21 protein-coding genes and 1 pseudogene are annotated in these 26,006 nt (G+C 72.6%); 12 read left to right on the plus strand and 10 right to left on the minus strand.

All coding sequences use genetic code 11. The features are described from left to right. Positions 1–135 precede the first annotated feature (135 nt). Positions 136–849, minus strand: a complete 714-nt coding sequence (locus ACFWW8_RS33935; RefSeq protein ID WP_386535473.1) for a DUF1707 domain-containing protein — start codon at positions 847–849, stop codon at positions 136–138. 138 nt (positions 850–987) lie between these two features. On the opposite strand from ACFWW8_RS33935, the gene ACFWW8_RS33940 reads away from it, so the two are divergent. Next, complete coding sequence (locus tag ACFWW8_RS33940; protein ID WP_386535476.1) at positions 988–2,661, plus strand: fumarate hydratase; 1,674 nt, start codon at positions 988–990, stop codon at positions 2,659–2,661. Between the two features lie 33 nt (positions 2,662–2,694). On the opposite strand, the gene ACFWW8_RS33945 is transcribed toward ACFWW8_RS33940, so the two are convergent. Further along, the gene (locus ACFWW8_RS33945) at positions 2,695–3,075 is read right to left on the minus strand and encodes a hypothetical protein (protein ID WP_386535479.1); all 381 of its coding nucleotides are present in this window, start codon (positions 3,073–3,075) and stop codon (positions 2,695–2,697) included. Between the two features lie 100 nt (positions 3,076–3,175). Here ACFWW8_RS33945 and ACFWW8_RS33950 point away from each other — a divergent pair, with 100 nt between their 5' ends. Then, positions 3,176–3,955: a glycerophosphodiester phosphodiesterase gene (locus ACFWW8_RS33950; RefSeq protein WP_386535482.1), complete on the plus strand. Its 780-nt coding sequence runs from the start codon at positions 3,176–3,178 to the stop codon at positions 3,953–3,955. A gap of 51 nt (positions 3,956–4,006) precedes the next feature. On the opposite strand, the gene ACFWW8_RS33955 is transcribed toward ACFWW8_RS33950, so the two are convergent. After that, complete coding sequence (locus ACFWW8_RS33955) at positions 4,007–5,545, minus strand: ricin-type beta-trefoil lectin domain protein (RefSeq protein ID WP_386535484.1); 1,539 nt, start codon at positions 5,543–5,545, stop codon at positions 4,007–4,009. Positions 5,546–5,653: 108 nt separating this feature from the next. On the opposite strand from ACFWW8_RS33955, the gene ACFWW8_RS33960 reads away from it, so the two are divergent. The 3 genes and pseudogenes from ACFWW8_RS33960 (at position 5,654) to ACFWW8_RS33970 (ending at position 10,522) form a co-directional block, all read left to right on the plus strand. Then, a complete protein-coding gene (locus ACFWW8_RS33960) occupies positions 5,654–7,057 on the plus strand; it encodes a class II fumarate hydratase (RefSeq protein ID WP_386535486.1) in 1,404 nt (467 codons plus the stop codon). A 111-nt stretch (positions 7,058–7,168) separates the two neighbouring features. Next, a pseudogene (locus ACFWW8_RS33965) lies at positions 7,169–7,870 on the plus strand (DUF402 domain-containing protein). A gap of 300 nt (positions 7,871–8,170) precedes the next feature. Beyond that, entirely contained in the window at positions 8,171–10,522 is a 2,352-nt protein-coding gene (locus ACFWW8_RS33970; RefSeq protein WP_386535488.1) for a SpoIIE family protein phosphatase, read from the plus strand. 147 nt (positions 10,523–10,669) lie between these two features. Here ACFWW8_RS33970 and ACFWW8_RS33975 read toward each other — a convergent pair whose 3' ends face one another. Then, positions 10,670–12,949: a transglycosylase domain-containing protein gene (locus tag ACFWW8_RS33975; RefSeq protein ID WP_386535490.1), complete on the minus strand. Its 2,280-nt coding sequence runs from the start codon at positions 12,947–12,949 to the stop codon at positions 10,670–10,672. A 233-nt stretch (positions 12,950–13,182) separates the two neighbouring features. Here ACFWW8_RS33975 and ACFWW8_RS33980 point away from each other — a divergent pair, with 233 nt between their 5' ends. The 5 genes from ACFWW8_RS33980 to ACFWW8_RS34000 all read left to right on the plus strand — a co-directional run bounded on the left by ACFWW8_RS33980 (position 13,183) and on the right by ACFWW8_RS34000 (position 18,148). Beyond that, positions 13,183–14,091: an SPFH domain-containing protein gene (locus ACFWW8_RS33980; protein WP_386535492.1), complete on the plus strand. Its 909-nt coding sequence runs from the start codon at positions 13,183–13,185 to the stop codon at positions 14,089–14,091. Then, the gene (locus ACFWW8_RS33985; protein WP_386535495.1) at positions 14,088–14,372 is read left to right on the plus strand and encodes a hypothetical protein; all 285 of its coding nucleotides are present in this window, start codon (positions 14,088–14,090) and stop codon (positions 14,370–14,372) included. The genes ACFWW8_RS33980 and ACFWW8_RS33985 overlap by 4 nt, the downstream gene beginning before the upstream one ends. Before the next feature lie 214 nt (positions 14,373–14,586). Further along, a complete protein-coding gene (locus ACFWW8_RS33990) occupies positions 14,587–15,111 on the plus strand; it encodes a PadR family transcriptional regulator (protein ID WP_386535498.1) in 525 nt (174 codons plus the stop codon). Then, positions 15,108–15,794: an ABC transporter ATP-binding protein gene (locus ACFWW8_RS33995; RefSeq protein ID WP_386535500.1), complete on the plus strand. Its 687-nt coding sequence runs from the start codon at positions 15,108–15,110 to the stop codon at positions 15,792–15,794. Before ACFWW8_RS33990 ends, ACFWW8_RS33995 begins: the two co-directional genes overlap by 4 nt. After that, positions 15,791–18,148, plus strand: a complete 2,358-nt coding sequence (locus tag ACFWW8_RS34000) for an ABC transporter permease (protein ID WP_386535503.1) — start codon at positions 15,791–15,793, stop codon at positions 18,146–18,148. Before ACFWW8_RS33995 ends, ACFWW8_RS34000 begins: the two co-directional genes overlap by 4 nt. 115 nt (positions 18,149–18,263) lie before the next feature. Here the strand turns inward: ACFWW8_RS34000 and ACFWW8_RS34005 are convergent, their stop codons facing one another. Continuing rightward, positions 18,264–19,214, minus strand: a complete 951-nt coding sequence (locus ACFWW8_RS34005) for a hydrogen peroxide-inducible genes activator (protein WP_386535506.1) — start codon at positions 19,212–19,214, stop codon at positions 18,264–18,266. A gap of 135 nt (positions 19,215–19,349) precedes the next feature. Between ACFWW8_RS34005 and ACFWW8_RS34010 the strand changes: the two genes are divergently transcribed. Together ACFWW8_RS34010 and ACFWW8_RS34015 are read left to right on the plus strand one after the other, a co-directional pair. Next, positions 19,350–19,904, plus strand: a complete 555-nt coding sequence (locus ACFWW8_RS34010) for a peroxiredoxin (RefSeq protein WP_267718255.1) — start codon at positions 19,350–19,352, stop codon at positions 19,902–19,904. 3 nt (positions 19,905–19,907) lie between these two features. Then, complete coding sequence (locus ACFWW8_RS34015; protein WP_386535508.1) at positions 19,908–20,453, plus strand: alkyl hydroperoxide reductase; 546 nt, start codon at positions 19,908–19,910, stop codon at positions 20,451–20,453. Positions 20,454–20,568: 115 nt separating this feature from the next. Here ACFWW8_RS34015 and ACFWW8_RS34020 read toward each other — a convergent pair whose 3' ends face one another. The 5 genes from ACFWW8_RS34020 to ACFWW8_RS34040 all read right to left on the minus strand — a co-directional run bounded on the left by ACFWW8_RS34020 (position 20,569) and on the right by ACFWW8_RS34040 (position 25,938). After that, the gene (locus tag ACFWW8_RS34020) at positions 20,569–21,264 is read right to left on the minus strand and encodes a hypothetical protein (protein WP_386535511.1); all 696 of its coding nucleotides are present in this window, start codon (positions 21,262–21,264) and stop codon (positions 20,569–20,571) included. Between the two features lie 19 nt (positions 21,265–21,283). Further along, positions 21,284–22,012: a hypothetical protein gene (locus ACFWW8_RS34025; protein ID WP_386535514.1), complete on the minus strand. Its 729-nt coding sequence runs from the start codon at positions 22,010–22,012 to the stop codon at positions 21,284–21,286. A gap of 23 nt (positions 22,013–22,035) precedes the next feature. Beyond that, positions 22,036–23,367: an AI-2E family transporter gene (locus ACFWW8_RS34030; RefSeq protein WP_386535516.1), complete on the minus strand. Its 1,332-nt coding sequence runs from the start codon at positions 23,365–23,367 to the stop codon at positions 22,036–22,038. A 112-nt stretch (positions 23,368–23,479) separates the two neighbouring features. Next, the gene (locus tag ACFWW8_RS34035) at positions 23,480–24,217 is read right to left on the minus strand and encodes a lytic transglycosylase domain-containing protein (protein ID WP_386535543.1); all 738 of its coding nucleotides are present in this window, start codon (positions 24,215–24,217) and stop codon (positions 23,480–23,482) included. A gap of 404 nt (positions 24,218–24,621) precedes the next feature. Next, complete coding sequence (locus ACFWW8_RS34040) at positions 24,622–25,938, minus strand: PhoH family protein (protein WP_386535518.1); 1,317 nt, start codon at positions 25,936–25,938, stop codon at positions 24,622–24,624. Between the last annotated feature and the right edge of the window lie 68 nt (positions 25,939–26,006).

The following is a 26,006-nucleotide window of genomic DNA, read 5'->3' on the forward strand; positions in this document are numbered from 1 at the left end:
GGGTGCGCGCGGGCGGCGCGGGGTGCGCGCGGGCGGCGCGGGGTGCGCGAGCGGGCGGCGCGAGGTGCGCGCGGGCGGCGCGGGGTGCGCGAGCGGGCGGCGCGAGGCGGCGGCAGGTGAGCCGGCGCGGGCGGCTCAGCCGTCCGTCCGCTTGCGGAGCTTGTGGGCCAGGTCCACCAGGCGGGAGCCCAGCTTCGGCCGCGCCTCGATGTTGCCCAGGAGGGCGAAGCCGCGGACGATCACCACCGGGGCCTGCGGATCCGTTTCCCCGCGGGCCTCGCCGCGCACCTCGAAGTTGCCGAGGACGCCGCTGCCGTAGCCGCGCAGGGTGACGTTCTCCGGGACCACGACCTCGACGTTGCCGAGCACGCACGTCACGTTGATCTCGGTGACCTGCTGCTCGAAGACCGCCTCGGTCAGATCGATGCTGATGTCGCCCATCACCGAGATGGCCCGGGTGTGCGCCCCCGGCCGCCAGCGGCCCCTGCGGGCGGAGCTGCTGCACACGGCGACGACCGTCTCCGCCGGGCCCGTCGACGCGCCGGAGGACCCGAGCGGGCTCACGGGTGCGGCGGCGCCGCCGGGCGCGGGCAGGTCGCGTACGAGGACGTCCAGCTCCCCCACCGTCTTCACGGCGTAGAGCACGTCGAGGCGCTCGGAGTGCTCCTCGGCGGTCAGCCGCCCCTCGGCCACGGCGTCGCCGAGGATCTGGGCGATCCGGTCCCGGTCGGCGTCGGACGCGCGCAGCCCGCCGGGGGCCGGGGCGGGCGCGGAGGCGGGCACCGGGGCCGGGGCGGGCGCGGGTGCGGGGGCGGGGGCGGGGGCGGCGGGGCGCTTTTCCAGGTCCACGCCGCCCAGCATAGCGAGACACGATAGATCGCGATACTGGCGAGTGAGCCCTACCTCACAAGCACCGCCCGTCCGGGAGGTCCTACGCTGGTGGACTGCACTGCCAATTGGTCGTCAGTGCTGTCTGCCGAGTGAGGAATGGCCCCCATGCCGGAGTTCGCGTACACCGACCTGCTGCCCCTGGGCGAGGACACCACCCCCTACCGGCTGGTGACCGCCGAGGGCGTGTCCACCTTCGAGGCGGACGGACGTACGTTCCTCAAGGTGGAGCCGGAGGCGCTGCGCAAGCTCGCCGAAGAGGCGATCCACGACATCCAGCACTTCCTGCGCCCCGCGCACCTCGCGCAGCTGCGCCGCATCATCGACGACCCGGAGGCCAGCGCGAACGACAAGTTCGTCGCCCTGGACCTGCTGAAGAACGCGAACATCGCGGCGGCCGGCGTCCTGCCGATGTGCCAGGACACGGGCACGGCCATCGTGATGGGCAAGCGCGGCCAGAACGTGCTGACTTCGGGAGGCGACGAGGCGGCGCTCTCGCGCGGCATCTTCGACGCCTACACCCGCCTCAACCTGCGCTACTCGCAGATGGCCCCGGTCACCATGTGGGAGGAGAAGAACACCGGCTCGAACCTGCCCGCGCAGATCGAGCTGTACGCGACCGACGGCGGCGCGTACAAGTTCCTCTTCATGGCCAAGGGCGGCGGCTCCGCGAACAAGTCCTTCCTCTACCAGGAGACCAAGGCGGTCCTCAACGAGGCCTCCATGATGAAGTTCCTGGAGGAGAAGATCCGCTCGCTCGGTACGGCGGCCTGCCCGCCCTACCACCTGGCGATCGTGGTCGGCGGCACCTCCGCCGAGCACGCGCTCAAGACCGCCAAGTACGCCTCCGCGCACTACCTGGACGAGCTGCCCCGCGAGGGCTCCCCGCTCGGCCACGGCTTCCGCGACGAGGCACTGGAGCAGCAGGTCTTCGAGCTGACCCAGAAGATCGGCATCGGGGCGCAGTTCGGCGGCAAGTACTTCTGCCACGACGTCCGCGTGGTGCGCCTGCCCCGCCACGGGGCCTCGCTGCCCGTGGCGATCGCCGTGTCCTGCTCGGCGGACCGCCAGGCCACCGCGAAGATCACCGCCGAGGGCGTCTTCCTGGAGCAGCTGGAGACGGACCCGGCGCGCTTCCTGCCGGAGACCACGGACGAGCACCTCAGCGAGGCGGCGGACGTCGTCTCCATCGACCTGAACCGGCCGATGGACGAGATCCTGGCGACCCTGACGCGGCACCCGGTCAAGACCCGGCTGTCGCTGACCGGCCCGCTGGTCGTGGCGCGCGACATCGCGCACGCCAAGATCAAGGAGCTGCTGGACTCGGGCGCGGAGATGCCGCAGTACCTGAAGGACCACCCGGTCTACTACGCGGGCCCCGCGAAGACCCCCGAGGGCTACGCGTCGGGCTCTTTCGGCCCGACGACGGCCGGCCGCATGGACTCGTACGTGGAGCAGTTCCAGGCGGCGGGCGGCTCCAAGGTCATGCTGGCCAAGGGCAACCGCTCGCAGCAGGTGACGGACGCGTGCGGGACGCACGGCGGCTTCTACCTCGGCTCGATCGGCGGCCCGGCGGCGCGGCTGGCGCAGGACTGCATCAAGAAGGTCGAGGTCCTGGAATACGAGGAGCTCGGCATGGAGGCGGTCTGGCGGATCGAGGTCGAGGACTTCCCGGCCTTCATCGTCGTGGACGACAAGGGCAACGACTTCTTCACGAACCCGGCCCCGGAGCCGACGTTCACCCACATCCCGGTGCGCGGCCCGGGCCTGTAGCGCCCGCCGCGGCCGACTCGTGGGGTCGTCGAACTAGGGGCGCCATCCGGCGCCGTGCAGCGCGTCCGTCAGGTGCCGGGCCTCCACGGGGGTGGCCCGGTACCCGTCGCGGACGACGGCCGCGAGCTCCGGGAACGTCAGGCCGAGGACGTCCCGGAGGACCTTCAGGGCCGCCGCGCGGGCGCCGTCGACACGGAGCAGGACCGTGCCCTCGCGGGCCACGACCGCCTCGCGGACGTCCGCGGGCGGGACCCCCGTGCCGTGGTCGCGGTTGCAGACGTCCGGGGCGCCGAACCCGCAGCTGCCGCACTCCCACTCGGACTGCCAGACCAGCCGGCCCTCCTCGACGAGCTGCCAGGCGTGGAAGACGCAGCGTGGGCAGGGCGCGCAGGGCACGGTGGCGAATCTCGGCATGACACCACTGTGCCCGCGCCGGGAGGCGGGCCGCATCGGGTTAACGTCGGGGACACGGCGTCGCCGTTGCCCGTTCACCCCGGTTTGCAAGGATTTCCGTATGACCGCGATCCGCCCCTCCCGCAACGCCCGGCCCGCCGGCACCGTCCGGGTGATCGCCCACCGCGGGGCCTCCCACGAGCACCCCGAGCACACCCTCGCCGCCTACCGGCAGGCCGTCGAGGACGGCGCGGACGCACTGGAGTGCGATGTGCGGCTCACCGCCGACCGCCGGCTCGTGTGCGTGCACGACCGGCGCGTGGAGCGGACCTCCGACGGGCGGGGCGCGGTCTCCGCGATGACGTACGGGGAGCTCTCCGCGCTCGACTTCGGGGCCTGGAAGGGCGACGGGCACGCCGGGGCCCGGGTACTGCTGTTCGAGGACCTGCTCCGGGTGGCCCTGTCCGCGCCCCGGCCGGTCGGCCTCGCCGTCGAGACCAAGCACCCGGTGCGCACGGGCGGCCTGCTGGAGGCCGAACTGGTGCGGGTGCTGCGGGATCACGGGCTGGCCGACGGCGCCTCGGGCCGGGTCGAGGTGATGAGCTTCTCGCGCTCCGCCCTGAACCGGCTGCACCGGCTCGCGCCCGGCTTGCCCGCCGTGTACCTGATGGAGCGGCGGCTGCGCCCGGTGCGCCCGCCGTACGCGACCCACGCGGGCCCCGGCATCGAGCTCGTGCGCCGCGACCCGGCCCTGGTGGGGCGGCTGAAGGCCCGGGGGCTGGCCGTGCGGGTGTGGACCGTGGACGAGCCGGAGGACGTGGAGCTGTGCGTGCGGCTCGGGGTGGACACGCTGATCACCAACCGGCCGCGCGAGGTGCGCAAGCTGCTACGGGATCTGTGACACCCGGCCGGGGTGCGCCGGCCGGGTGTGGGGGCGGGTGGTGCGGGGCGGTTACGCGAAGCGCTGGTTCGCGGACCCGTTGCAGGTCTGCAGGCGCAGCGGGTCGTGGCCGGCGGCCACGCTCAGGCACATGCCCCGGGCTGCGGCGGGCCGGATGGTGGCGCCGTCGCGGACGTAGCGCTGGTTGGCGCCGCCGTGGCAGTTCCAGAGGACGAGGCCGGTGCCGGCGCCGTAGGCCCCGGGGGCGTCCAGGCAGCGGTCCTGGGTCAGTCCGAGGTGGACGGACCCGCGTGCCGCGTCGTACCACCAGGTCTGGTTGCGGCCGCCGTGGCAGTCCCAGCCCACGACCTTGGTGCCGTTCGCGGTGGAGCCGCCGAAGGCGTCGAGGCAGTTGCCCGTCGCCTCGTTCCTCAGGGGCTTGTAGAGGTCGTCCCAGGCTCCCGCCTGCAGGACCGGGGTGCCGGTGCTCGCCGGGTCGGCGCAGGAGGCCTCGCGCAGGCCGGAGGCGTAGAGCTGGGTCAGGCAGGACGCGAACGCGCCGTGGCCGCGGTAGTTGGGGTGGAAGGACTGGCGGGCGGTGTTCTCGTCCCACGGGAAGTGGTCGGCGAGGTCGAGGTAGAGGCCGCGGGCCCAGGGGTCCTCCATGCAGACCTCGTGGCCGTGGAAGAGGCGGGAGTTGTCCAGGTAGACGGCGCCGGAGGCGAGGGCCGCGGCACGCATGCCCTTCTCGAAGACGGGCACCGCGTAGTTGCGGCCCCAGGTGGCGTCGGAGTCGTATCCGGCGCAGCCTCCGGGGAGCTTGCCGGGGAAGGCGGGGTTGTCGTGGAAGTCGGGGCCGATGGGGCTGGGGTAGCCCATGACGACCAGTTTGTAGTCGGTGTCGGCGTAGCCCGCGTCGCGCATGACCGTCTTGAGGTCGCCGACGGTGGCCTCCACCTTGGGCTTCAGGCCGTCGACGCGCGCCTGCCAGCCGGGGGCGTACTTGGGCTCGCAGGTGCCCTGGATGAGCACCCAGCGGGTCACGCAGTCGGTCATGACCGGGCCGAACTGCAGGTCGTCGTTGGCGCCGGCGACCAGCAGGACCATCTTGATCTTCGTGTTGCGTGCTTTGATGGCCAGGCTGTCGCTCTGCACCAGCTCGTCGGCGTACTGCTTGGAGCCGCCGATCCTGATGTTGCCGGTGTACCCGCCGGAGCAGGCGACGTTGAAGGTGAGGTCGGCCGGGATGCCGGTGCGGTGGATCGCCGCGTCGGGCGAGCGGTGGCACTGGTTGTTCGGCGTGTTCGTGGCGGGGTCGTAGTTCCCGACGCCCTCGCCCGAGATCTCGCTGTCGCCCAGTGAGATCAGGCCGGTCTTGCGCTGGTTCAGCGGCCGTACGGCCGCGTCGCCGTAGATCCGTACCGCCTCGGCGGCGCGGATCGCCTCCAGTTCGGGCGGGAGGGGGGTGGCCGCGGCGGCGGGCGCGGGTGCGGCGGGGACGGCCGCCTGGGCCATGGGGGTGACGGCGGTGACGCCCCCGAGGGCGGCCGCGAACGCCGCGACCGCGACGACGGTAGATCTGAGCCTGGACTTCGTTACGGCACGTGCCATGAACGCCTCCCCGGATGTCAGTGTTACCCACGGTATTTACTGGCCGGTAGGGGAGTTGGGAACACTTCGAACAAGACAATTGCTCAACTTTTTGAGGAGGCCACGAACATGACCGAAGACCAGCAGGCCGAAGCGTTCCGGACCGAGCACGACTCCATGGGCGACGTACAGGTGCCGGTGCACGCCAAATGGCGTGCCCAGACCCAGCGCGCGGTGGAGAACTTCCCCGTCTCGGGGCAGCGGTTGGAACACGCCCACATCGCCGCACTCGCCCGCATCAAGGCCGCGGCCGCCGTGGTGAACGCACGCCTCGGCGTCGTCGACCCGGACATCGCCGAGGCGATCCGTTCGGCGGCGGAGGAGGTCGCCGACGGCCGCTGGGACGACCACTTCCCGGTGGACGTCTTCCAGACGGGCTCGGGCACCTCGTCCAACATGAACGCCAACGAGGTGATCGCGACCCTGGCCGCCGAACGGCTCGGCCGCGAGGTGCACCCCAACGACCACGTCAACGCCTCGCAGAGCTCCAACGACGTCTTCCCGTCCTCCATCCACATCGCCGCGACCGCCGCCGTCACCGGCGCGCTGATCCCGGCCCTGGAGCACCTCGCCGCCTCCATGGAGCGCAAGGCCGAGGAGTTCACCGACGTCGTCAAGGCCGGCCGCACGCACCTGATGGACGCCACCCCCGTCACCCTGGGCCAGGAGTTCGGCGGGTACGCCGTCCAGATCCGCTACGGCGTCGAACGGCTGCGCGCGGCCCTCCCCCGGCTGGCCGAACTGCCGCTGGGCGGAACCGCGGTGGGCACCGGGATCAACACCCCGCCCGGCTTCTCGGCCGCCGTGATCGCCGAGGTGGCCGCCGCCACCGGGCTGCCGCTGACCGAGGCCCGCAACCACTTCGAGGCCCAGGGCGCCCGGGACGCGCTGGTGGAGACCTCGGGCATGCTCCGTACGGTCGCCGTCTCGCTCACCAAGATCTCCAACGACCTGCGCTGGATGGCTTCCGGACCGCGCACCGGATTGGCCGAAATCAATCTCCCGGATCTCCAGCCGGGCTCCTCGATCATGCCCGGGAAGGTCAATCCGGTCATCCCGGAGGCCGTACTGATGGTCGCCGCCCAGGTGATGGGGAACGACGCCGCGGTCGCCGTCGCGGGCGCCGCCGGCAACTTCGAGCTCAACGTGATGCTCCCGGTGATGGCCAGGAACCTCCTCGAATCGATCCGGCTGCTCGGCAGCGCGAGCCGCCTGCTCGCCGACCGCACGGTGGACGGAATCACCGCCAACACCGCCCGGGCCAGGGAGTACGCCGAGTCCTCGCCCTCCGTGGTGACCCCGCTGAACCGCTACATCGGCTACGAGGAGGCCGCCAAGGTCGCCAAGAAGGCCCTCGCCGAACGCAAGACGATCCGGGAGGTCGTCCTGGAGTCCGGCTACGTCGACCGCGGCGCGCTCACCCTGGAGCAGCTGGACGAGGCCCTCGACGTGCTGCGCATGACCCGCCCCTGACGCGCCACCCCCGCCCCCGCACAGGGTCCGGATCCGGTCGAATCCCGTCGCCGAACCCCTCCGTGACCTGCACCGCAGCGGGGGCGCGGGGCGCCGCCCTAAGATCTGCGCATGACAGGTACTTTCCGGCCTGCGGGCGGCGCCGAGCGGGGCGGCCCGCGGGCCGCGCGCTGGGCGCCCGGGGAGCAGATCCTCTGACGCTACCGCGACAACGGCCCCCGCGGCGGGGTGCACATCTGCCGCCCCGTCACCGTGGTGCGGGACACCGACGAGCTGCTGGCCGTGTGGATGGCCCCCGGTACCGAGTGCGTCAAGCCGGTCCTGGCGGACGGCACGCCCGTGCACGCCGAACCGCTCGCCACGCGCTACACCGCGCCCCGGACCACCGTGCGCTCCCGCTGGTTCGGCAGCGGGGTGCTGAAACTGGCGCGGCCCGGGGACCCGTTCTCCGTATGGCTGTTCTGGGAGCGCGGCTGGCGGTTCAAGAACTGGTACGTGAACCTGGAGGAGCCCCGGGCCCGATGGGCGGGCGGGGTCGACTCCGAGGACCACTTCCTCGACATCGCCGTGCACCCGGACCGCAGCTGGTCGTGGCTGGACGAGGACGAGTTCGCGCAGGCGCAGCGGGCCGGGCTGATGGACCGGGCGCAGGCCCGGCGGGTCCGGGACGCGGGCCGGGCCGCGGTGGAGCTGATCGCCTCGTGGGGGCCGCCGTTCTCCGACGGCTGGCAGCACTGGCGGCCGGACCCGTCGTGGACCGTCCCGGCCCTCCCGGAGGACTGGGACCGCACTCCGGCGCACATGACGTCATGAGACCCTTGATGCGCCCCCGGGGTCCAAACGTAGGATCGTCCTCCGCGAGGTCGCGCGCGCGGGACGGTGCCGGTCGGGCCGGGCATTCGGAAGTGGCTTGTCGTACACGGGACTTGACCGGAGGCCGGCGGGACTGACTGACGAGGGGGCGGGGTCCGCCGGGCGAATGCGGCGGGATCCCCGGACGAAGTCTGGGGGAGGATGTCCGGGGCGGTGGTGTCCCGGCCGCTGAGCGGGTATACCGCGACTGACCGAGTTGAGTGCAGCGCACATCGAGCGCAAACGGACGGAATTCCACGCGTGACGGAGTACCCCACCTCTCAGGAGGGCCCGCAGCCTGCCGCGGCGACCGCGACACCGGTCCCGGGCGGCTCCGCCGCGCCGTTCGCCTCCGGCGCGCCGGCCGCTCCCGCGCCGGGCCCCGGCGTCCCCGGTCCGGCCCGCGGCGGTGCGGGTCGCGCCGCGGCGGCGTCCGCCGCCCAGGGCGGCGCCGGCAGCGACGAGCCCGGCCACGGCAAGACCGCGGTCCCGGCCGTGGAGGCGACCCGGCCCGAGATCCCCGCCGCCCGCACCCGGGACGGCGAGGCCGCGCGCGGCCTGGCCGCCGCCTCCGGCGGCCCGGGCACGCCGGGCCGGCGCCCGGCGGCGGCCCCGGCACCCGGCCGCGGGGACGCTCCCGCGGCCCAGGGGGCGCCGTCCGGCGGCGCGCACCACGCGGCGGACTCCGCAGGCCCCGTACCGCTCGGCCGGGACCTGGACGCCCGGGCGGCGCAGGGCCTCACCGCGGGCCCCGGCGGCGCCCCGGAGGGTGCCGCGGGCGACGGGCGGCACGGCGGCGGCACCGGGGTGCCGGCGGGCCCGGCGGACACCGCTGCCCGCCGCGAGGGGGACCGGCTGCGTTTCGTCGGGGCCGCCACCCGCCGGATCGCCCGGGGCATCGACCTCGACGAGATCGTGCTCGGCCTGTGCCGGGCCACCGTGCCGACGTTCTCGGACGCCATCCTGGTGTACCTGCGCGACCCGCTCCCGGTGGGGGACGAGCGTCCCGTCGGCCCGGTCGTTTTAAGGCTGCGGCGCACCGACCGGCTGCGGCCGATCGACGACCTCACGGACATCGGCAGCACGATCGGCGCGGGGGTGGATCTCGCCGGGGCCGCGGGGGCCACCGGCGAGCTCGACTTCAGCCAGTTGCCGCTGCTGGGCCTCCAGGGTGACCTGCCGGCCGCCGAGTTGTGCGAGATCCGGCCCGGCGGGGCGCTCGCCGAGGTGCTGCGCGGCGTGCGGCCCGTCTTCGGCTCCTCCGCCGCCGCCAAGGCGGCGCTGCCCGAGCTGCTGGGGGCGGACCACCCGCTGCCGCGCGGCAACCGGGCCGTCCTCGCGCCGCTGCGCGGCCGCCGCCGGGTGATCGGCGCGGCGGTGTTCCTGCGCAGCCCGGAGCGGCCCGCGTTCGAGCAGAACGACCTCCTCGTCGCCGCCCAGCTCGCCACGCACACGGCCCTCGGCATCGACAAGGCGGTGCTGTACGGCCGGGAGGCGTACATCGCCGACGAGCTGCAGCGCACGATGCTGCCCGACAGCCTGCCCCAGCCCACCGGGGTACGGCTCGCCTCGCGCTACCTGCCGGCCGCCGAGACGGCCCGGGTGGGCGGCGACTGGTACGACGCCATACCGCTGCCCGGCAGCCGCGTCGCGCTCGTCGTCGGCGACGTCATGGGCCACTCCATGACCTCCGCCGCGATCATGGGGCAGCTGCGCACCACCGCCCAGACCCTGGCCCAGCTGGACCTGCCGCCGGCCGAGGTGCTGCACCACCTGGACGAGCAGGCCCAGCGGCTCGGTTCGGACCGGATGGCCACCTGCCTGTACGCGGTCTATGACCCCGTCTCGCACCGGATCACCATCGCCAACGCCGGCCACCCGCCGCCCGTGCTGCTGCACCTGGGCGGCCGCGCCGAGGTGCTGCGGGTCCCGCCCGGTGCCCCCATCGGCGTGGGCGGCGTGGACTTCGAGGCGGTGGAGCTGGACGCTCCCGCCGGGGCCACGCTGCTGCTGTACACCGACGGCCTGGTGGAGTCGCGGCTGCGCGACGTGTGGACCGGCATCGAGCAGCTGCGGGAGCGGCTGGCGACGACCGCCCAGCTGACGGGCCTGGACCACCCGCCGCCGCTGGAGGCCCTCTGCGACGACGTGCTGGACATGCTCGGCCCGGGCGACCGGGACGACGACATCGCGCTGCTCGCGGCCCGCTTCGAGGGGATCGCGCCGAGCGACGTCGCGTACTGGTTCCTGGACCCGGAGGAGACCGCTCCGGGCCGGGCCCGGCGGTTCGCCCGCCGGGCGCTGACGCGGTGGGGCCTGGAGGAGCTGAGCGACTCGCTGGAGCTGCTGGTCAGCGAGGTGGTCACCAATGCCGTCCGGTACGCCGAACGGCCCGTGACGCTGCGCCTGCTGCGGACGGACGTCCTGCGCTGCGAGGTCGGCGACGACTCGCCGCAGCTTCCGCGCCAGCGACGGGCCCGGGACACCGACGAGGGCGGCCGCGGGCTGTTCCTGGTCAACCGGATGGCCCGCCGGTGGGGTGCCACGCGGCTGAGCAGCGGAAAGGTCGTCTGGTTCGAGCTCGCGTTGCCGGGGGCGCAGGAGCGGCGCTGACCGGGCGGGCGAGGGGGCAGCCCGGCGTTCGCGGTCCCGCGACCGGATCGCGGCCGGCGTCTCGGGCGGCTGACGCGCCGGACCGGCGTACCGCCCGCGGGAAACGACACCGCCCCGCAGCCGTGGAGGCTGCGGGGCGGCATGCTGTCACCGTTCGGGGTTCTGCGGGAACAGCGGCGGGTCCGGCGGCTTGTTCGACGGGTCCGGCGACTTGGTGGTGCTCTTCGTCGGGTCCGGCGACTTCGTGGTGCTCTTCGTCGGGTCCGGCGACTTGGTGGCGCTCTTCGTCGGGCTCGGGCTGCTCGCCGGCGGGCTGCTGCTGCTGGGCGGGGGCGTCGGACTGGCGGAGGGGCTCGGGGTGGGCGACGGGGAGGCGCTGCGGGACGGCGCCTGGGGGGCGCCCATCTCCGCCTCCGACACGTCGAACTCGCCGGTCTTGGCGCCCTTGAGCGCGGCCAGCGTGTACGTCTTCCAGATCTCGGCGGGGAAGCTGGAGCCACCGGCGCGGCCGCCGCCGGCGGTGCCGGTCAGGGTGACCTGCTTGTGGGTGCCCGGCTCCTCGCCGAACATCGCGACGACGGTGACGAGTTCCGGGGTGTAGCCGGTGAACCAGCCGGCCACGTTGGACTCGGTGGTGCCGGTCTTGCCGGCCGCCTCGTAGGCGCTGCTCTTGACCTTGCTGCCGGAGCCCTCGTTGACGACGCCGGTGAGCACCTTGGTGACGGTGTCGGCGGTCTGGCGGCTGACGGCCTGGCCGCCGATGGGCGCCTCGGGCGTGTACTCGCGGTCCTTGTGCACGGCGGACTTGATGATGGTCGGCGTGACCTTCTTGCCGTGGTTGTCGAGGGTGGCGTAGACGGCGGCCATCTCGACGGTGTTCGCGCTCATCGTGCCGAGCGACATGGCCGGCTTGTCCTCGGGCCATCCCTCGCGGTCCCGCATGCCGAGGGCGAGGGCGGTCTTCTTCACGGCGGGCGGCGTGACGTCGACGATCATCTGCGCGTAGACGGAGTTCACCGAGAAGTTGGTGGCCTCCTGGACGGTGATCTCCTTGCCGAAGTCCTTGTCGTCCTGGTTCTGCGGGTTGAACGGGATCTTGCTGCCGACGACCGGGCGCTTGCTGGTGCCGTCGTAGAGGGCGTTCGGGGTGATCGGCTTGCCGGACTGGGTGGTCGCGCCGGTCTCCAGCGCGGAGGCCAGCACGACCGGCTTGAAGGTCGACCCCGGCTGGTAGTCCTCGCGCAGGGCGTTGCTCCGGTCCTTGTCCGCCAGACCCGTCCCGCCGTACATCGCGACGATGGCGCCGGTCTTGGGGTCCACGGAGGTGGCGCCGGCCTGGACGCTCTGGTCCTGGGGGCGGTTCTTGGTGTCCTTGCGGTCGAGCTTGGACTCCAGCTCCTCGTTGACCGCCTTCTCCAGCGCGTCCTGCTTCTTCTTGTCGATGTTGAGCGTGATCTCCCAGCCGCCGGCCGCGATCTCGGCGTCGGTGATCTTCTGCCGGTTCATCTCGGCCTCGGCCGCCTGGACCAGGTAGCCCTTCTGGCCGTCCATGCCCGGGGTGGGCTTGGGCTTGATGGGCTCCTGGAAGACCACGGCCTTGCGCTTGGCCTCGTCCAGCTTGCCCATCTCGACCATGTTGTCGAGGACGGCGTTGAAGCGGATCATGACCAGGTTCTTGCCGTTCGGCCCGGCGGTCGCCCAGTCGTACTGGCTGGGGGCCTGGATGACGGCGGCGAGGTAGGCGCCCTGCTCCAGCGTCAGCTTGTCGGCGTCGACGCCGTAGTAGGCCTGGGCCGCGGCCTGGATGCCGTACGCGTTGCGGCCGTAGAAGTTGGTGTTCAGGTAACCGGCGAGGATGTCGTTCTTCTCCAGCCGCTGGTCGACCTTGAGGGAGATCACGAGTTCCCGCAGCTTGCGCGTCGCCGACTGGTCCTGGGTCAGGTAGTAGTTCTTGACGTACTGCTGGGTGATCGTGGAGCCGCCGGCCTTGCCCTTGCCCGTGGCGGTGTTGAACAGGCCGCGGGCCAGGCCCATCACGTCGATGCCGCGGTCCTGGTAGAAGGACTTGTTCTCGATGGCGATGAACGCGGTCCGGACGTCTTCCGGGATCTTGTCGATCGGCACGATCGAGCGGTTCGTCTCGCCGACGCGGGCCATGACCGTTCCGTCGGACCACTTGTAGGTGTTGCTCTGCTGAACGGCCAGCTTGTTCGGGTCGGAGGGCTCGTTCACGGAGAAGTAGAGGACGACCGCGGCCGTCATGAGGAGCAGGATTCCCCCGAGGAACGTGCCGAGGACCTTCTTCCAGGTGAAGAACCGGCCTATGCCACTGCGCTTGCCGGCGCTCCCGTTGCCCTCGCCGTGTCCGCTCGGCGCGCGCCGCGCACCGCGCTGCTGCTGCGCCTTACGCACTTCTGCTCGGCCCATCGCTCCCGCTCCGCTCGATTACCCCCCCGACGTCAGCTCATGAAGCTAACACCGCAGGCTGTGACAAAGGATGGTCAACTTTGGTCAATTCCTGCCAATTCGGACGTGAGAATCAGCACCCACACCAGTGGAACCGACGCACGTGGGGCCCGAAGGGTTGCCGTGCGGGAGAAAAGTGATATCACTTTGCTAGGCGGCCCACGGGGCGGCCACCACCTGAAACGGGGCGAACCATGACGAACAAGGCCGTCACACCGGAAGGCGTACGGGAGTTCACCGCACACAGCGTCGGCGGCGGGCTGGCCCTGCTGCTGGGCCTGGTGGGCGTGGTCGCCGGGGCGGGGCTGATCGCGGGCGGCGCCCTGGCCACGGCCGCCGCCGCCAAGGCGGCACTGATAGCGGGCGGCATCCTGCTGACCCTCGCCTCGGTCATCGCGATGACCGGGCTGAACACGATCTCGCCGGGCCAGGCCCGCGTGGTGCAGCTGTTCGGCCGCTACCGGGGCACCATCCGCACGGACGGGCTGCGCTGGGTCAACCCGTTCACCTCGCGCCGGATGATCTCCACGCGGGCCCGCAACCACGAGACGGCCGTCCTGAAGGTCAACGACGCGTACGGCAACCCGATCGAGCTCGCGGCGGTCGTGGTGTGGCGGGTCGAGGACACCGCGCGGGCCGTCTTCGAGGTCGAGGACTTCACCGAGTTCGTCGAGACCCAGACCGAGGCCGCGGTCCGGCACATCGCCATCGAGTACCCGTACGACGCCCACGAAGAGGGCGGCCTGTCGCTGCGCGGTAACGCCGAGGAGATCACCGAGAAGCTGGCGATCGAGCTGCACGCCCGCGTGGAGGCGGCCGGCGTGCACATCATCGAGTCCCGCTTCACGCACCTCGCCTACGCCCCGGAGATCGCCTCCGCGATGCTCCAGCGCCAGCAGGCGGGCGCGGTCGTCGCGGCCCGCAAGCAGATCGTGGAAGGAGCGGTGGGCATGGTCGAACTGGCCCTGACCCGCCTGCAGGAAGAGGACATCGTGGAGCTGGACGCGGAGCGCAAGGCCGCGATGGTCTCCAACCTGATGGTGGTCCTCTGCGGGGACCGCGCCGCGCAGCCCGTGATCAACGCGGGCACCCTCTACCAGTGACCCCGCCCGACGCCACGCCGCCCCCGGCCGACCCGGGCTCCGGGGCCGGGCGCCCGCCCGCGGGCCGGCAGGCACGCAAGCAGGTACTGCTGCGCCTCGACCCGCAGGTGTACGACGCGCTGGCCCGCTGGGCGGGCGACGAGCTGCGCAGCGCGAACGCCCAGATCGAGTTCCTCCTGCGGCGCGCCCTCTCCGAGGCCGGCCGGCTCCCCCCGGGCCCCGGCCCCCTCCCACGCCGCGGCCGCCCCCCGAAGTCCGGCTCCGGCTCCGCCGGCGGCTGACCGGCGGGCGGGGGGCGGCGGGCGACGGTAGGGGGGCGGCGGCGCGGGCGGGGTCGGACGCGGCGCGCCCGACCCGGCCCGCGTACGGCCCCGCTCCCGGTCCCGTGCGGGATCGTGACACCCGTGCCGCCGATCTGCACGGAAGGACGCTTTCCGGCCAGCTCTACCCACCACGTATACACCGGGGGTATACACCCCGTGTACAGTCCTCCGCATGTCCATTGGTCACACCCTGCTCGGCCTCCTGGAGGCCGGCCCGCGCCACGGCTACGACCTCAAGCGCGCCTTCGACGAGAAGTTCGGCCACGACCGCCCGCTCGCCTACGGGCAGGTCTACTCGACCATGTCCCGCCTCCTGAAGCACGGCCTCGTCGAGGTCGACGGGATCGAGAGCGGCGGCGGTCCCGACCGCAAGCGGTACGCCATCACCGACGCCGGCATCACCGACGTCGAGGCCTGGCTCGCCCAGCCCGAGAAGCCCGAGCCGTACCTCCACTCGACCCTCTACACCAAGGTCGTCCTCGCCCTGCTCACCGGCCGCGGCGCCGCCGGGCTCCTGGACACCCAGCGCGCGGAACACCTGCGCCTGATGCGCATCCTGACCCAGCGCAAGCGCAAGGGCGACCTCGCCGACCAGCTGGTCTGCGACCACGCCCTGTTCCACCTCGAAGCGGACCTGCGGTGGCTGGAACTCACCGCCGCCCGCCTCGACCAGCTCGCCCTGGAGGTACGCCGATGACCCCGGCCGGCTCGCTCCTCGCCGCCACGGACCTGCGGAAGGCGTACGGACCCACCGCCGCGCTCGACGGCGCCGAGTTCTCCATCCACCCCGGCGAGGTCGTCGCCGTCATGGGCCCCTCCGGCTCGGGCAAGTCGACGCTGCTGCACTGCCTCGCCGGCATCGTCACGCCCGACTCCGGCTCCATCACGTACGCCGGGCAGGAACTGTCCGCCATGAACGACGGCCGGCGCAGCGCCCTGCGCCGCAGCGAGTTCGGCTTCGTCTTCCAGTTCGGCCGGCTCGTGCCGGAGCTGACCTGCGTCGAGAACGTCGCCCTCCCGCTCCGCCTGACCGGCGTCAAGCGCAAGGAGGCCGAGGCCCGCGCCCTGCACTGGATGGAGCGGCTCCAGGTCGAGGACCTCGGGGCCAAGCGCCCCGGCGAGGTCTCCGGCGGCCAGGGCCAGCGCGTCGCCGTGGCCCGCGCCCTGGTCACCGGGCCCCGGGTGATCTTCGCCGACGAGCCGACCGGCGCCCTGGACTCCCTCAACGGCGAGCTCGTCATGCAGCTGCTGACCGAGGCCGCCCGTTCCGCCAACGCGGCGGTCGTCCTCGTCACGCACGAGACCCGCGTGGCCGCCTACTCCGACCGCGAGATCGTCGTGCGCGACGGCAAGTCCCGCGACATGGAGCGGATCGTATGAGCACGCTCCGCACCTGGACCCGCGACCTCGCCATGGGCGTCCGCTTCGCCTTTGGCGGCGGCCGCGAAGGCTGGACCCGCACCACGCTCACCGGCGTGGGCGTCGGCCTCGGCGTCGCACTGCTGCTCCTGACCACCGCGCTGCCCGGTGCGCTCGCCGCCCGCAACGAGCGCGGCGACGCCCGCTCCACGCTGACCGCGCCCACCGCCGACGGACCGCGCGCCGACAGCCTGCTCGTCGCGAACAGCGACACGACGTACCGCGGCCTGGACATCGACGGCTCCCTGGTTCTCGCCGAGGGGCCGCAGGCACCGGTCCCGCCGGGCCTGGAACGGATCCCCGGCGTCGGCGAACTGGCCGTCTCCCCCGCCCTGGACGCGCTGCTGCGCTCGGCGGACGGCACGCTGCTGCGCGAGCGCCTCGACGGCCCGATCACCCAGGTCATCGCCGACGCCGGCCTGGTCGGTCCGGGCGAGCTCCTCTTCTACCTGGGCAGCGACAAGCTGGCGAAGACCGACCCCGCCGACCACCGCGTCCAGCGGGTCACCGGCTTCGCCAACACCCTGGAGGCGCCGAAGCTCGACCCGGTGATGATGCTGCTGATCGTGCTGACCTTCGTCACCCTCCTCATGCCCGTCGCCGTGTTCATCGCCGCAGCCGTCCGCTTCGGCGGGGAGCGGCGCGACCGCCGGCTGGCCGCACTGCGGCTCGTGGGCGCCGACGGCCGTACGGTCCGCCGGATCGCCGCCGGCGAGGCGCTGGCCGGTTCCCTGGTCGGTCTGGTGCTCGGGGCCGGCTTCTTCCTGATCGGCCGGCGGCTGGTCGGCGGTCTCACCGTCGCGCAGCGCAGTGTCTTCCCGGCCGACCTCGACCCGACGCCGTGGCTGGTCGTACTCGTCTCCGTCGCGGTGCCCGCCGCGGCCGTCGCCGTGACCCTGCTCGCCCTGCGCGGTGTCGTCATCGAACCGCTCGGCGTCGTACGGACGGCCACGCCCCGCAAGCGGCGCGTCTGGTGGCGGCTGCTGCCGCCCCTCGGCGGACTGGCCCTGCTCGTGCCGCTGATGGGCCGCGGCGGGGAGAACGGCTACTTCAACGCGTGGCAGGTCACCGCCGGCGTCGTACTGCTCCTCGTCGGGATCACCGCCCTGCTGCCCTGGCTGCTGGAACGGTTCGTCGGCGGCCTGTCCGGCGGCCCGGTCTCCTGGCAGCTGGCCGTACGCCGCCTCCAGGTCGGCAGCGGGGCCGCCGCCCGCCCGGTCAACGGCATCGCGGTCGCCGTCGCCGGGGCCGTCGCCCTCCAGATGCTGTTCACCGGCGTCGAGGGCGGCTACACGAAGGACACGGGCGAGGACCCCGCCCGGGCCTCGGTCTCGATCCTGATGCACAGCGGCACCGAGTCCCGGGTGAACGCCCTCGCCCAGGAGATCTCCGGTACGCGGGGCATCTCCAGGACCGTGCCGCTGACCACCTTCGACGCCGCCCACCAGATCCCCGCGGCCGACCGGGGGATCCCCGTCACGGCCGGGACCTGCGAGGCGCTGCGCGAGGTGGCGGTGCTCGACTCCTGCGCGGACGGCGACGCGTTCGTCCTGACCGGTTCTCCCTCACCGGACACCGGCACGTACGGGACCACGGCCAAGCCGGGCGACCGCCTCCACGCCGGCAACGTCATGGGCTACGACGACGGAACACCGGACGCCGAGAAGGCGGTCGCCTGGACCCTCCCGGCCACCGCCCGCACCGTCGCCAGCCGCGAGGACCCCGTCGGCCACCTGCGCACGGGCCTGCTGGTGACGCCGGCCGCGGCACCGAAGGGCGTGCAGGTGGCCCAGTCCGCGCAGATCTTCGTCCAGCTCGACGACTCCGTGCCGGACGCGCTGGACCGGGTCCGCACCGCCGCGTTCAAGGCGGACCCGTTCGCCACCGCGATGACCCTGAAGGCGACCCGGCAGGCCGGTCCGTACTCCACGATCCGCGTCGGGCTGTTCTTCGGAGCGGTCGGTGTGCTCGTCCTGATCGGCGCGAGCCTGCTGGTCCAGCAGTTGGAGCAGCTGCGCGAGCGCCGCGCGCTGCTGTCCTCCCTCGTCGCCTTCGGCACCAAGCGCTCCACCCTGAGCCTGTCGGTGCTGTGGCAGACGGCCCTGCCGATCGGGCTCGGCCTCGGCCTGGCGGCGGTGGTCGGGATCGGCCTCGGTGCGGTGCTGGTGCGGATGGCGGGCCGGCCCGTCCGGGTGGACTGGGCCTCGGTGGCGGGCATGACCGGCGCCGGCGCCGGCGTGGTCGTCCTGGTGACCCTGCTCAGCCTGCCGCCGCTGCTGCGCCTGGTGCGCCCGGACGGCCTGCGCACGGAGTGAGCGCCGGGGAGCCGGGCGCCCGGACGGCCGCTGTCAGGGCCCGTACGTTCGCCCGCGGACGCACCGGCGGGCGAACGGGCGCCGCCGGTGCGAGAGGGCACCGGGCCCCGGTGGCCTAGCCGTCGGTGGGCCACACCGGCAGCGGCCGTACGGCTTCGCGCAGCGCGGCGGCGATCGCCCGGAACTCCTCCTGTCGCGCGGTCCCGGTCCGCATGGCCAGCGCGATCCGCCGCGAGGGCGCCGGCTCGGCGAAGTAGCCGGTGGCCAGGTGCTCGTTGCGGGCGGTCTCCAGCCGCAGCGCGGTCCGCGGCAGCAGCGTCACGCCCAGCCCCCCGGCGACCAGCTGTACGAGCGTGGACAGTCCGGCCGCGGTGGTCGTCACGTCGGCACCGGCCGTGCGTCCGGCCTCGCGGCAGATGTCGAGGGCCTGGTCCCGCAGGCAGTGGCCTTCGTCGAGCAACAGCAGCTGGAGTCCCCGCAGTTCATCGCGCGGGAGGTCCCGGCGCCCGGCCAGCGGGTGCCCCCGCGGCGCGAGGAGGACGAAGTCCTCGTCGAACACCGGCAGTTCGGTGACCCCGGGCACCCCGAGCGGGACCGCGAGCAGCAGCAGGTCGAGGCGGCCGCCGGCCAGCCCCTCCAGCAGGGTCGCGGTCTGCTCCTCGTGCACCTGGAGGTCCATCCGCGGGTAGCGGCGGTGGAACAGCCCGAGCACGGTGGGCAGCAGGTACGGGGCGACCGTGGGGATCACCCCGAGCCGCAGCACCCCGGTGAAGGGGGCCCGCACGGCCTCGGCCTCCTCCAACAGCCCGCCCACGGAGTCCAGTACGCCGCGGGCCCGGGCGGCGATCCGCTCGCCGGCCGGGGACAGCAGCACCTTGCGGGTGGTCCGCTCCAGCAGCTGCACGCCGAGGGTCTCCTCCAGCGCGGAGACGGACCCGGAGAGCGCGGGCTGGCTCATGCCGATGGCCGCGGCCGCGTCCCGGAAGTGCAGGTGCTCGGCGACCGCCGCGAACGCGCGCAGCTGCGCCAGGGTCGGCTGCTTCACACCCCTGTTACCGATAGCCACTGATAGGCACCTCCGATCACTCGGCACAAGAGTAGCTATTTCCGTAATCAATGCAGCTGTGTCAGCATGTGAGATCCGTCCAACCCACTGGGAAAGCCCTCAAAAGGGTCACTTCCCGATGCGCAAGGAGAGCACGTGCTCACTGTCGGCGACAAGTTCCCCACCTACGATCTGACCGCTTGCGTCTCGCTCGAGGCCGGCAGCGAGTTCGCCCAGATCGACCACAAGACCTATGAGGGCAAGTGGCGCGTGGTGTTCTTCTGGCCGAAGGACTTCACCTTCGTCTGCCCGACCGAGATCGCCGCCTTCGGCAAGCTCAACGAGGAGTTCCTGGACCGCGACGCCCAGGTCCTCGGTGTCTCCGGCGACTCCGAGTTCGTCCACCACGCCTGGCGCAAGGACCACGCCGACCTGCGTGACCTGCCCTTCCCGATGCTGGCCGACTCCAAGCACGAGCTCATGCAGGCGTGCGGCGTCCAGGGCGAGGACGGCTTCGCCCAGCGCGCCGTCTTCATCGTGGACCAGAACAACGAGATCCAGTTCACGATGGTGACCGCCGGTTCCGTGGGCCGTAACCCCAAGGAGGTCCTGCGGGTCCTCGACGCCCTGCAGACCGACGAGCTGTGCCCCTGCAACTGGAACAAGGGCGAGGGCACCCTCGACGCCGGCTCGCTGCTGGCCGGTGAGTGACGGATGTCCCTCGACTCCCTCAAGTCCGCCATACCGGACTTCGCCAAGGACCTGAAGCTGAACCTCGGCTCGGTCATCGGCAACAGCGACCTGCCCGCCCAGCAGCTGTGGGGCACGGTCCTGTCCTGCGCGATCGCCGCCCGCTCCCCGCAGGTCCTGCGTGAGCTGGAGCCGGAGGCGAAGGCGAACCTGTCGCCGGAGGCGTACACCGCCGCCAAGTCCGCGGCCGCGATCATGGCGATGAACAACGTCTTCTACCGCACGCGCCACCTGCTCTCCGACCCGGAGTACGGCACGCTGCGGGCGGGCCTGCGGATGAACGTCATCGGCAACCCGGGCGTGGAGAAGGTCGACTTCGAGCTGTGGTCGCTCGCCGTTTCGGCGATCAACGGCTGCGGCCAGTGCCTGGACTCGCACGAGCAGGTCCTGCGCAAGGCCGGCGTCGGCCGCGAGACGGTCCAGGAGGCCTTCAAGATCGCCTCGGTGATCCAGGCCGTCGCGGTCACCCTCGACGGGGAGGCGGCCCTGGCCGCCACCGCCGCCGAGTAGGTCCACACCGCACGACGCGGTACCGCACGACGCGAGGGCCCCGCCGCCGATCCCGGCAGCGGGGCCCTCCGCGTACGCCGGCTCCCCCCGCGCGACACGTCAGCCCTTCAACCCTTCAGCCCTTCAGCACGGCCATCAGGGCCCGTACGTCCTCGATCATGGCCGCCTTGACCGCGTCCTCGTCCGGCGCCGCGTCGTCCGGCCCGGTCGACCACTCCACCGAGAGGGTGAAGACGGCCCCGCCGTCCAGGACGTGGAGCTGCGGCCCCTGGTCCCCGACGGAGTCGGTGAGCAGGGCCCGCTCGCCGAGCCCGGCCACCTCCTCGTGCCGCACGGCCCCGCGCCGCAGCTGCGGGGTGAGCCCCGGTCCGGCGGCGAACTCCGCCTCGGGGTCGGACTTCCGGTGCAGCTCGACGAGGAGCTCGGCCTCGTAGGCCAACTCCCCGGTGGCGGAGTCCGCCGCGGAGGACACGTAGGAGCAGTACGCCCAGTCGGCCGCGGGGCCCTCGCCCAGACTCGGCGTCCTCGGTACGAGAGCGCCCGCGGCCCGCGCCAGGGCGGCCAACGGCGCCTCCCGGCACAGGTCTTGGCTGATGTCGTACGCCAGCGGCGGCGGCCCCCCGCCATCACGGTCCTCCAGGCCCAGGGCGGCGGCCCACACCGCCGAGGCGGCCACCGCCCCGCCCAGCGCCCACCACCAGGGCCGGCCCCGTACGGTCGCGGCCGCGGCCACCCCGTCCGGTCCGGCGGCCGCCGCCCGGGCCGCGCCGCCGCCGTCCCACGCCCCGTCGATCTCGGGCTCCGATATCACGCCTCTCCCCCCGCGGTCGTCACCTGCGCAGCGCCGCCATCAGCGCCCGCATGTCCTTGGTCATCGCGGCCTCCAGGACCTTCCGGTCGGGCCGCGGATCGGCCTTCGCCCCACCGCCCTCCCCGTCCGGCGGGGCGTCGACGTCCGATCCGGAACGGATCCAGCTCAACTGGATGGTGAACACGGCGCCGCCGTCGCGCACCTTCAGCTGGACGTCGTCGGAGTCGTCGCGCGTGGCGATCAGGGCCTCCTCCCCGAGGCCGCGCACCGGTGTCCGCTCGACGGGCCCGTCCTGCATGCCGTACATCGGCTCGTACCGGCCGCCGACCTCGAACTCGGCGGCCGGGTCGGTCTTCTTGTGCAGCTCGACCTCGGCTTGCAGGAAGTAGTTGTCCGACGCGAGGGGACTGCTGTCGGAGCGCGTGCACATCGCCCAGTCGACGGCGGGGTGCCGGCTCTCCCGGTGCGGGCCCGTCGACCTCGACAGGTCGGACAGGACCGGCCGCAGTGCCTCCGCCGTGAACTGCTCGCACAGGTTGTCCGGGGCCCGGTAGCGCATCTCCGGCTGCGCCAGCCGGTCCCCGAAGGCGTACAGGCCGGTTCCCCACAGCACGGAGGTGGCCGCCGCGGTCGCCGCGACCCAGCGCCACGGCCGGCCGGGTCCCCGTTCGGGCGGCGGGTCGTGCTCCGCCGCCTCGGCCGGTCGCGCGGACTCCCATGCCCCGTCGAGCTCGGGCTCGCCGATCATTTCCCCGTCCCCCCTGTTTCCCGCTAGACCCGGTCGGCCGCCGGTTCGTCCGGTTCCCGGTCCACGGCCGTCGCCCCGTGCGGCGAGGGCCCCACGGGCACCGCGCCGGCCAGTTGCTGTTCGCGCGAGTACGCCCTCAGGTACCCGACCGCCGTGTTGGTGACGGCGACCAGCGGTACGGCGACCACGGCCCCGCCGATGCCCGCGATCAGCCCGCCGGCCGCGACCGAGAGCACCACCGCGAGGGGGTGTACCCGTACCGCGCGGCCCAGGATGAAGGGCTGGAGCACGTGACCCTCGATCTGCTGCACCGCCAGGACCACGAGGAGGACCATGGCCGCGATGAACGGCCCCTGGGTCACCAGCGCCACGACCACCGCGAGGGCGCCCGAGATGACGGCGCCGACGAGCGGGATGAAGGCGAACAGGAAGATGAAGACGGCGAGCGGCACGGCCATCGTCACGTCGAGGAAGTACAGCCCGAGGCCGATGAAGATGGCGTCGATGAGCGCGACGAGGACGGTGCCGCGCACGTACGCGGTCAGCGTGCGCCAGGCGCGCGGTCCGGCTCCGGCCACACCGGGGCGGGCCGGCGCGGGGACGAGGCCGAGCGACCAGGTCCAGATCCGCTTGCCGTCGTAGAGCAGGAAGAGCGTCGAGAACATCGCGAGCAGCATGCCCGTCAGGACCTCGACGAGCACCGTCACGCCCTGCAACCCGGCGGAGGTGATCTCCTCGGTGTTGGTGCCGATGGTCTCGCTGAGGTTCTTCGCGATGTCGTTGATCTGCTTCTCGGTCACGTGGAACGGACTGTCCAGTGCCCACAGCTTGAGCTCGTCGATGCCGTCGCGGACCCGGTCGGAGAGGTCGTCGAGGTTGTCCATCACCTGCCAGACCACGAACCAGCCGACGAGCCCGATGACGACGAAGCCGAGGATCGCGGTGACGGCGGTGGCCAGGCCCCGGGGCAGGCCGAGGCGGCGCAGCCGGACCACGAAGGGCTGGAGCATCGCCGTGACGAGGAGGGCCGCGGCGAAGGCCAGGACGACCAGGCGGACTTCGCTGATCACCTTCATCAGCACCCAGAGCATCCCGGCGAGCAGCAGCAGGCGCCAGCTGACCTCGGCGGCCACCCGTACGCCCCACGGGACCACGGTCACCGGGTCGGGGCGTTCGGGGACGGACCGCGGGCCGGCGTGCCCGTGCGCCTCGGGGCGGGGCGGGGCGGACGCGGCGGAGCGCGGCAGGTCGCCCCGGGTTTCGGCCTCCACCTCGGCGCGCCGCTCGTCGAGCCGCGCCTCCATCCGGTTCAGCCTGTTCCCGAGCCGGCCGAGCCAGCCTGCCCACTTCGACATGTCGTTCCTCTCCCCGCCCACTGGTCACAGACATCCGACCGTACACGCGGGAAGCCCCGCACCGTAGGACGGTGCGGGGCTCCCGGAGCCGGGCGGGGCTCGGTGGCCGCGCCTAGTACCAGCCGTTGGCCTGGTGGAAGCTCCAGGCCTCGCAGGGGCCGCCGTAGCGGTCCTCCATGTAGTTCAGGCCCCACTTGATCTGCGTGGCGGGGTTGGTGCGCCAGTCGGCGCCGGCCGAGGCCATCTTCGAGCCCGGGAGCGCCTGCACCAGACCGTACGCGCCCGAGGACGAGTTGACGGCCTTGTAGTTCCAGGTGGATTCCTGGTTGATGATCTTCGAGAAGCACTGGAACTGGTTCGCCGGGACCATCTGCTGCGCGATGGCCTTGACCTGGGCGACCGTGTACGAGCTCTGCGGCGCGAAGTCGCCGGCGTCGCGGGCGGCGGAGCGGCTGGCGACCTGCTCCTTCTCCTCGCGGTCCTTCTTCGCCTTGGCGTCGGCTTCGGCCTTCTTGAGCGCCTCGGCCTTCTCCGCTTCCGCCTTCTTGGTCTTGGCGGTCTCGGCGGCCTGGATCCGCGCCGATTCCTCGAGCGAGCGCTTGGCGTCGGTGTCGGCGGCGTGGACGATGGCGTCGGCCTGCTGCGTCAGGGACGCGCTCTGGACCTGTGCCTGGTCGCCGACCGGGATGTCTGTGAGGAGAGTCGCGCCCGAAGCGGTCGTCTCGAGATCGTTCGTGGTGGCGTCGCCTGCGGCAACTCCCACGACTGCGCCCACGGTGGTGACCGCCGTGGCCGAAGCCACTGCGAACCCCCGGACCGAGATCCGACTCACATGGTGTCCTTCCAGCAGCGTCCGCAGGACCGGGCGGGCGCAAAAGTGCCCCTCGACACTGGCCTCCGTGGTGCATCGGTCGCTGGAGACGCTGGCCCGTGGACAACTCCCTTGCGGGGGCTGTCGCGTGGATCCGGGCGGCATACGGCATCAAGTGTGGAGTTGTCGTGCTGCGCGTACCTCACGGGAGGTACAGGTGTGCCGTATGCGGGGCCTGACGGAAACCAGACTCTGCCGGACGGCGGCGGCGCAGGGCAATTCTCCACTGCGTGGGAAAGGTCACACCTGGCATGTCACCGTCGTTTTGGTCAAAGGGCTGTGCAGCGCGACGCCGCCCGGCTAGGCTCCTCGGCCTTTACCGGACGGCGTCAACTTGCCTTCCCGCTATGGGGTTTTTGACCCTTTCGATCACCCTCCGGAGGTCAGAGGGTTTCGAGCATCTCGGTGACCAGCGCCGCGATCGGGGACCGCTCGGAACGGGTCAGCGTGATGTGCGCGAAGAGCGGATGCCCCTTCAGCTTCTCGACCACGGCGACCACTCCGTCGTACCGGCCGACCCTGAGGTTGTCCCGCTGGGCCACGTCGTGGGTGAGGACCACCCGCGAATTGGCGCCGATCCGGGACAGGACGGTCAGCAGGACGTTGCGCTCCAGCGACTGCGCCTCGTCCACGATCACGAAGGCGTCGTGCAGCGAGCGGCCGCGGATGTGCGTGAGCGGCAGGACCTCCAGCATCCCCCGGTTCAGCACCTCTTCGATGACCTCCCGCCCGGCCACGGCCGAGAGGGTGTCGAAGACCGCCTGCGCCCAGGGGCTCATCTTCTCGGACGCGTCCCCCGGCAGGTAGCCGAGCTCCTGCCCGCCGACCGCGTACAGGGGCCGGAAGACCATCACCTTCTGATGCTGCCTCCGTTCCAGCACGGCCTCCAGGCCCGCGCAGAGCGCCAGTGCCGACTTTCCCGTGCCGGCCCGGCCGCCCATCGAGAGGATCCCGATCTCCTGGTCGAGGAGGAGGTCGAGCGCGATCCGCTGCTCGGCGCTGCGGCCGTGCAGCCCGAAGGCCTCGCGGTCGCCCCGTACGAGCTTCACGTTCCCGTCCGCCGTGACGCGGCCCAGCGCCTTGCCGCGCTCGGACTGGAGGACCAGCCCGGTGTGCACGGGCAGTTCCGCCGCCTCGGGGACGTAGAGCCGCTCCTCCGAGAAGAGGAGGTCCACCTGCTCCCCGGACAGGGCGAGCTCGCTCATCCCCGTCCATCCGGCGTCGGTGATCGCGAGCTCCGCGCGGTACTCCTCCGCGATCAGCCCCACGGAGGAGGCCTTGATGCGCAGCGGGAGGTCCTTCGACACGACCGTGACGTCGAACCCCTCGGCCTGGAGGTTGCGGGCGACGGCGAGGATCCGCGAGTCGTTGTCCCCCAACCGGAAGCCGGCGGGCAGGACGCCCGGGTCGGAGTGGTTGAGCTCGACGCGCAGGGTGCCGCCCAGATCGCCCAGCGGGATGGGTGCGTCGAGACGTCCGTACCGGACCCGGAAGTCGTCGAGCAGGCGGAGCGCCTGGCGCGCGAAGTAGCCGAGTTCGGGATGGTGCCTCTTTGCCTCCAGCTCGGTGATCACCACGATCGGGAGCACGACCTCGTGCTCGTCGAAGCGGGAGATCGCGTTGGGGTCTGCCAGCAGGACGCTGGTGTCGAGGACATAGGTCCGCCTGTCGGGCAGGCGGCGCTTCGTGCTGGTCACCACGGAAGGACGTACCCCCTCGGAAGAGGTCGGGCCATGAAGACCGGACCGGTCATCGGCACCCATGCCAG

It is taken from the genome of Streptomyces sp. NPDC058701 (genome assembly GCF_042715295.1).
Taxonomy (GTDB): domain Bacteria; phylum Actinomycetota; class Actinomycetes; order Streptomycetales; family Streptomycetaceae; genus Streptomyces.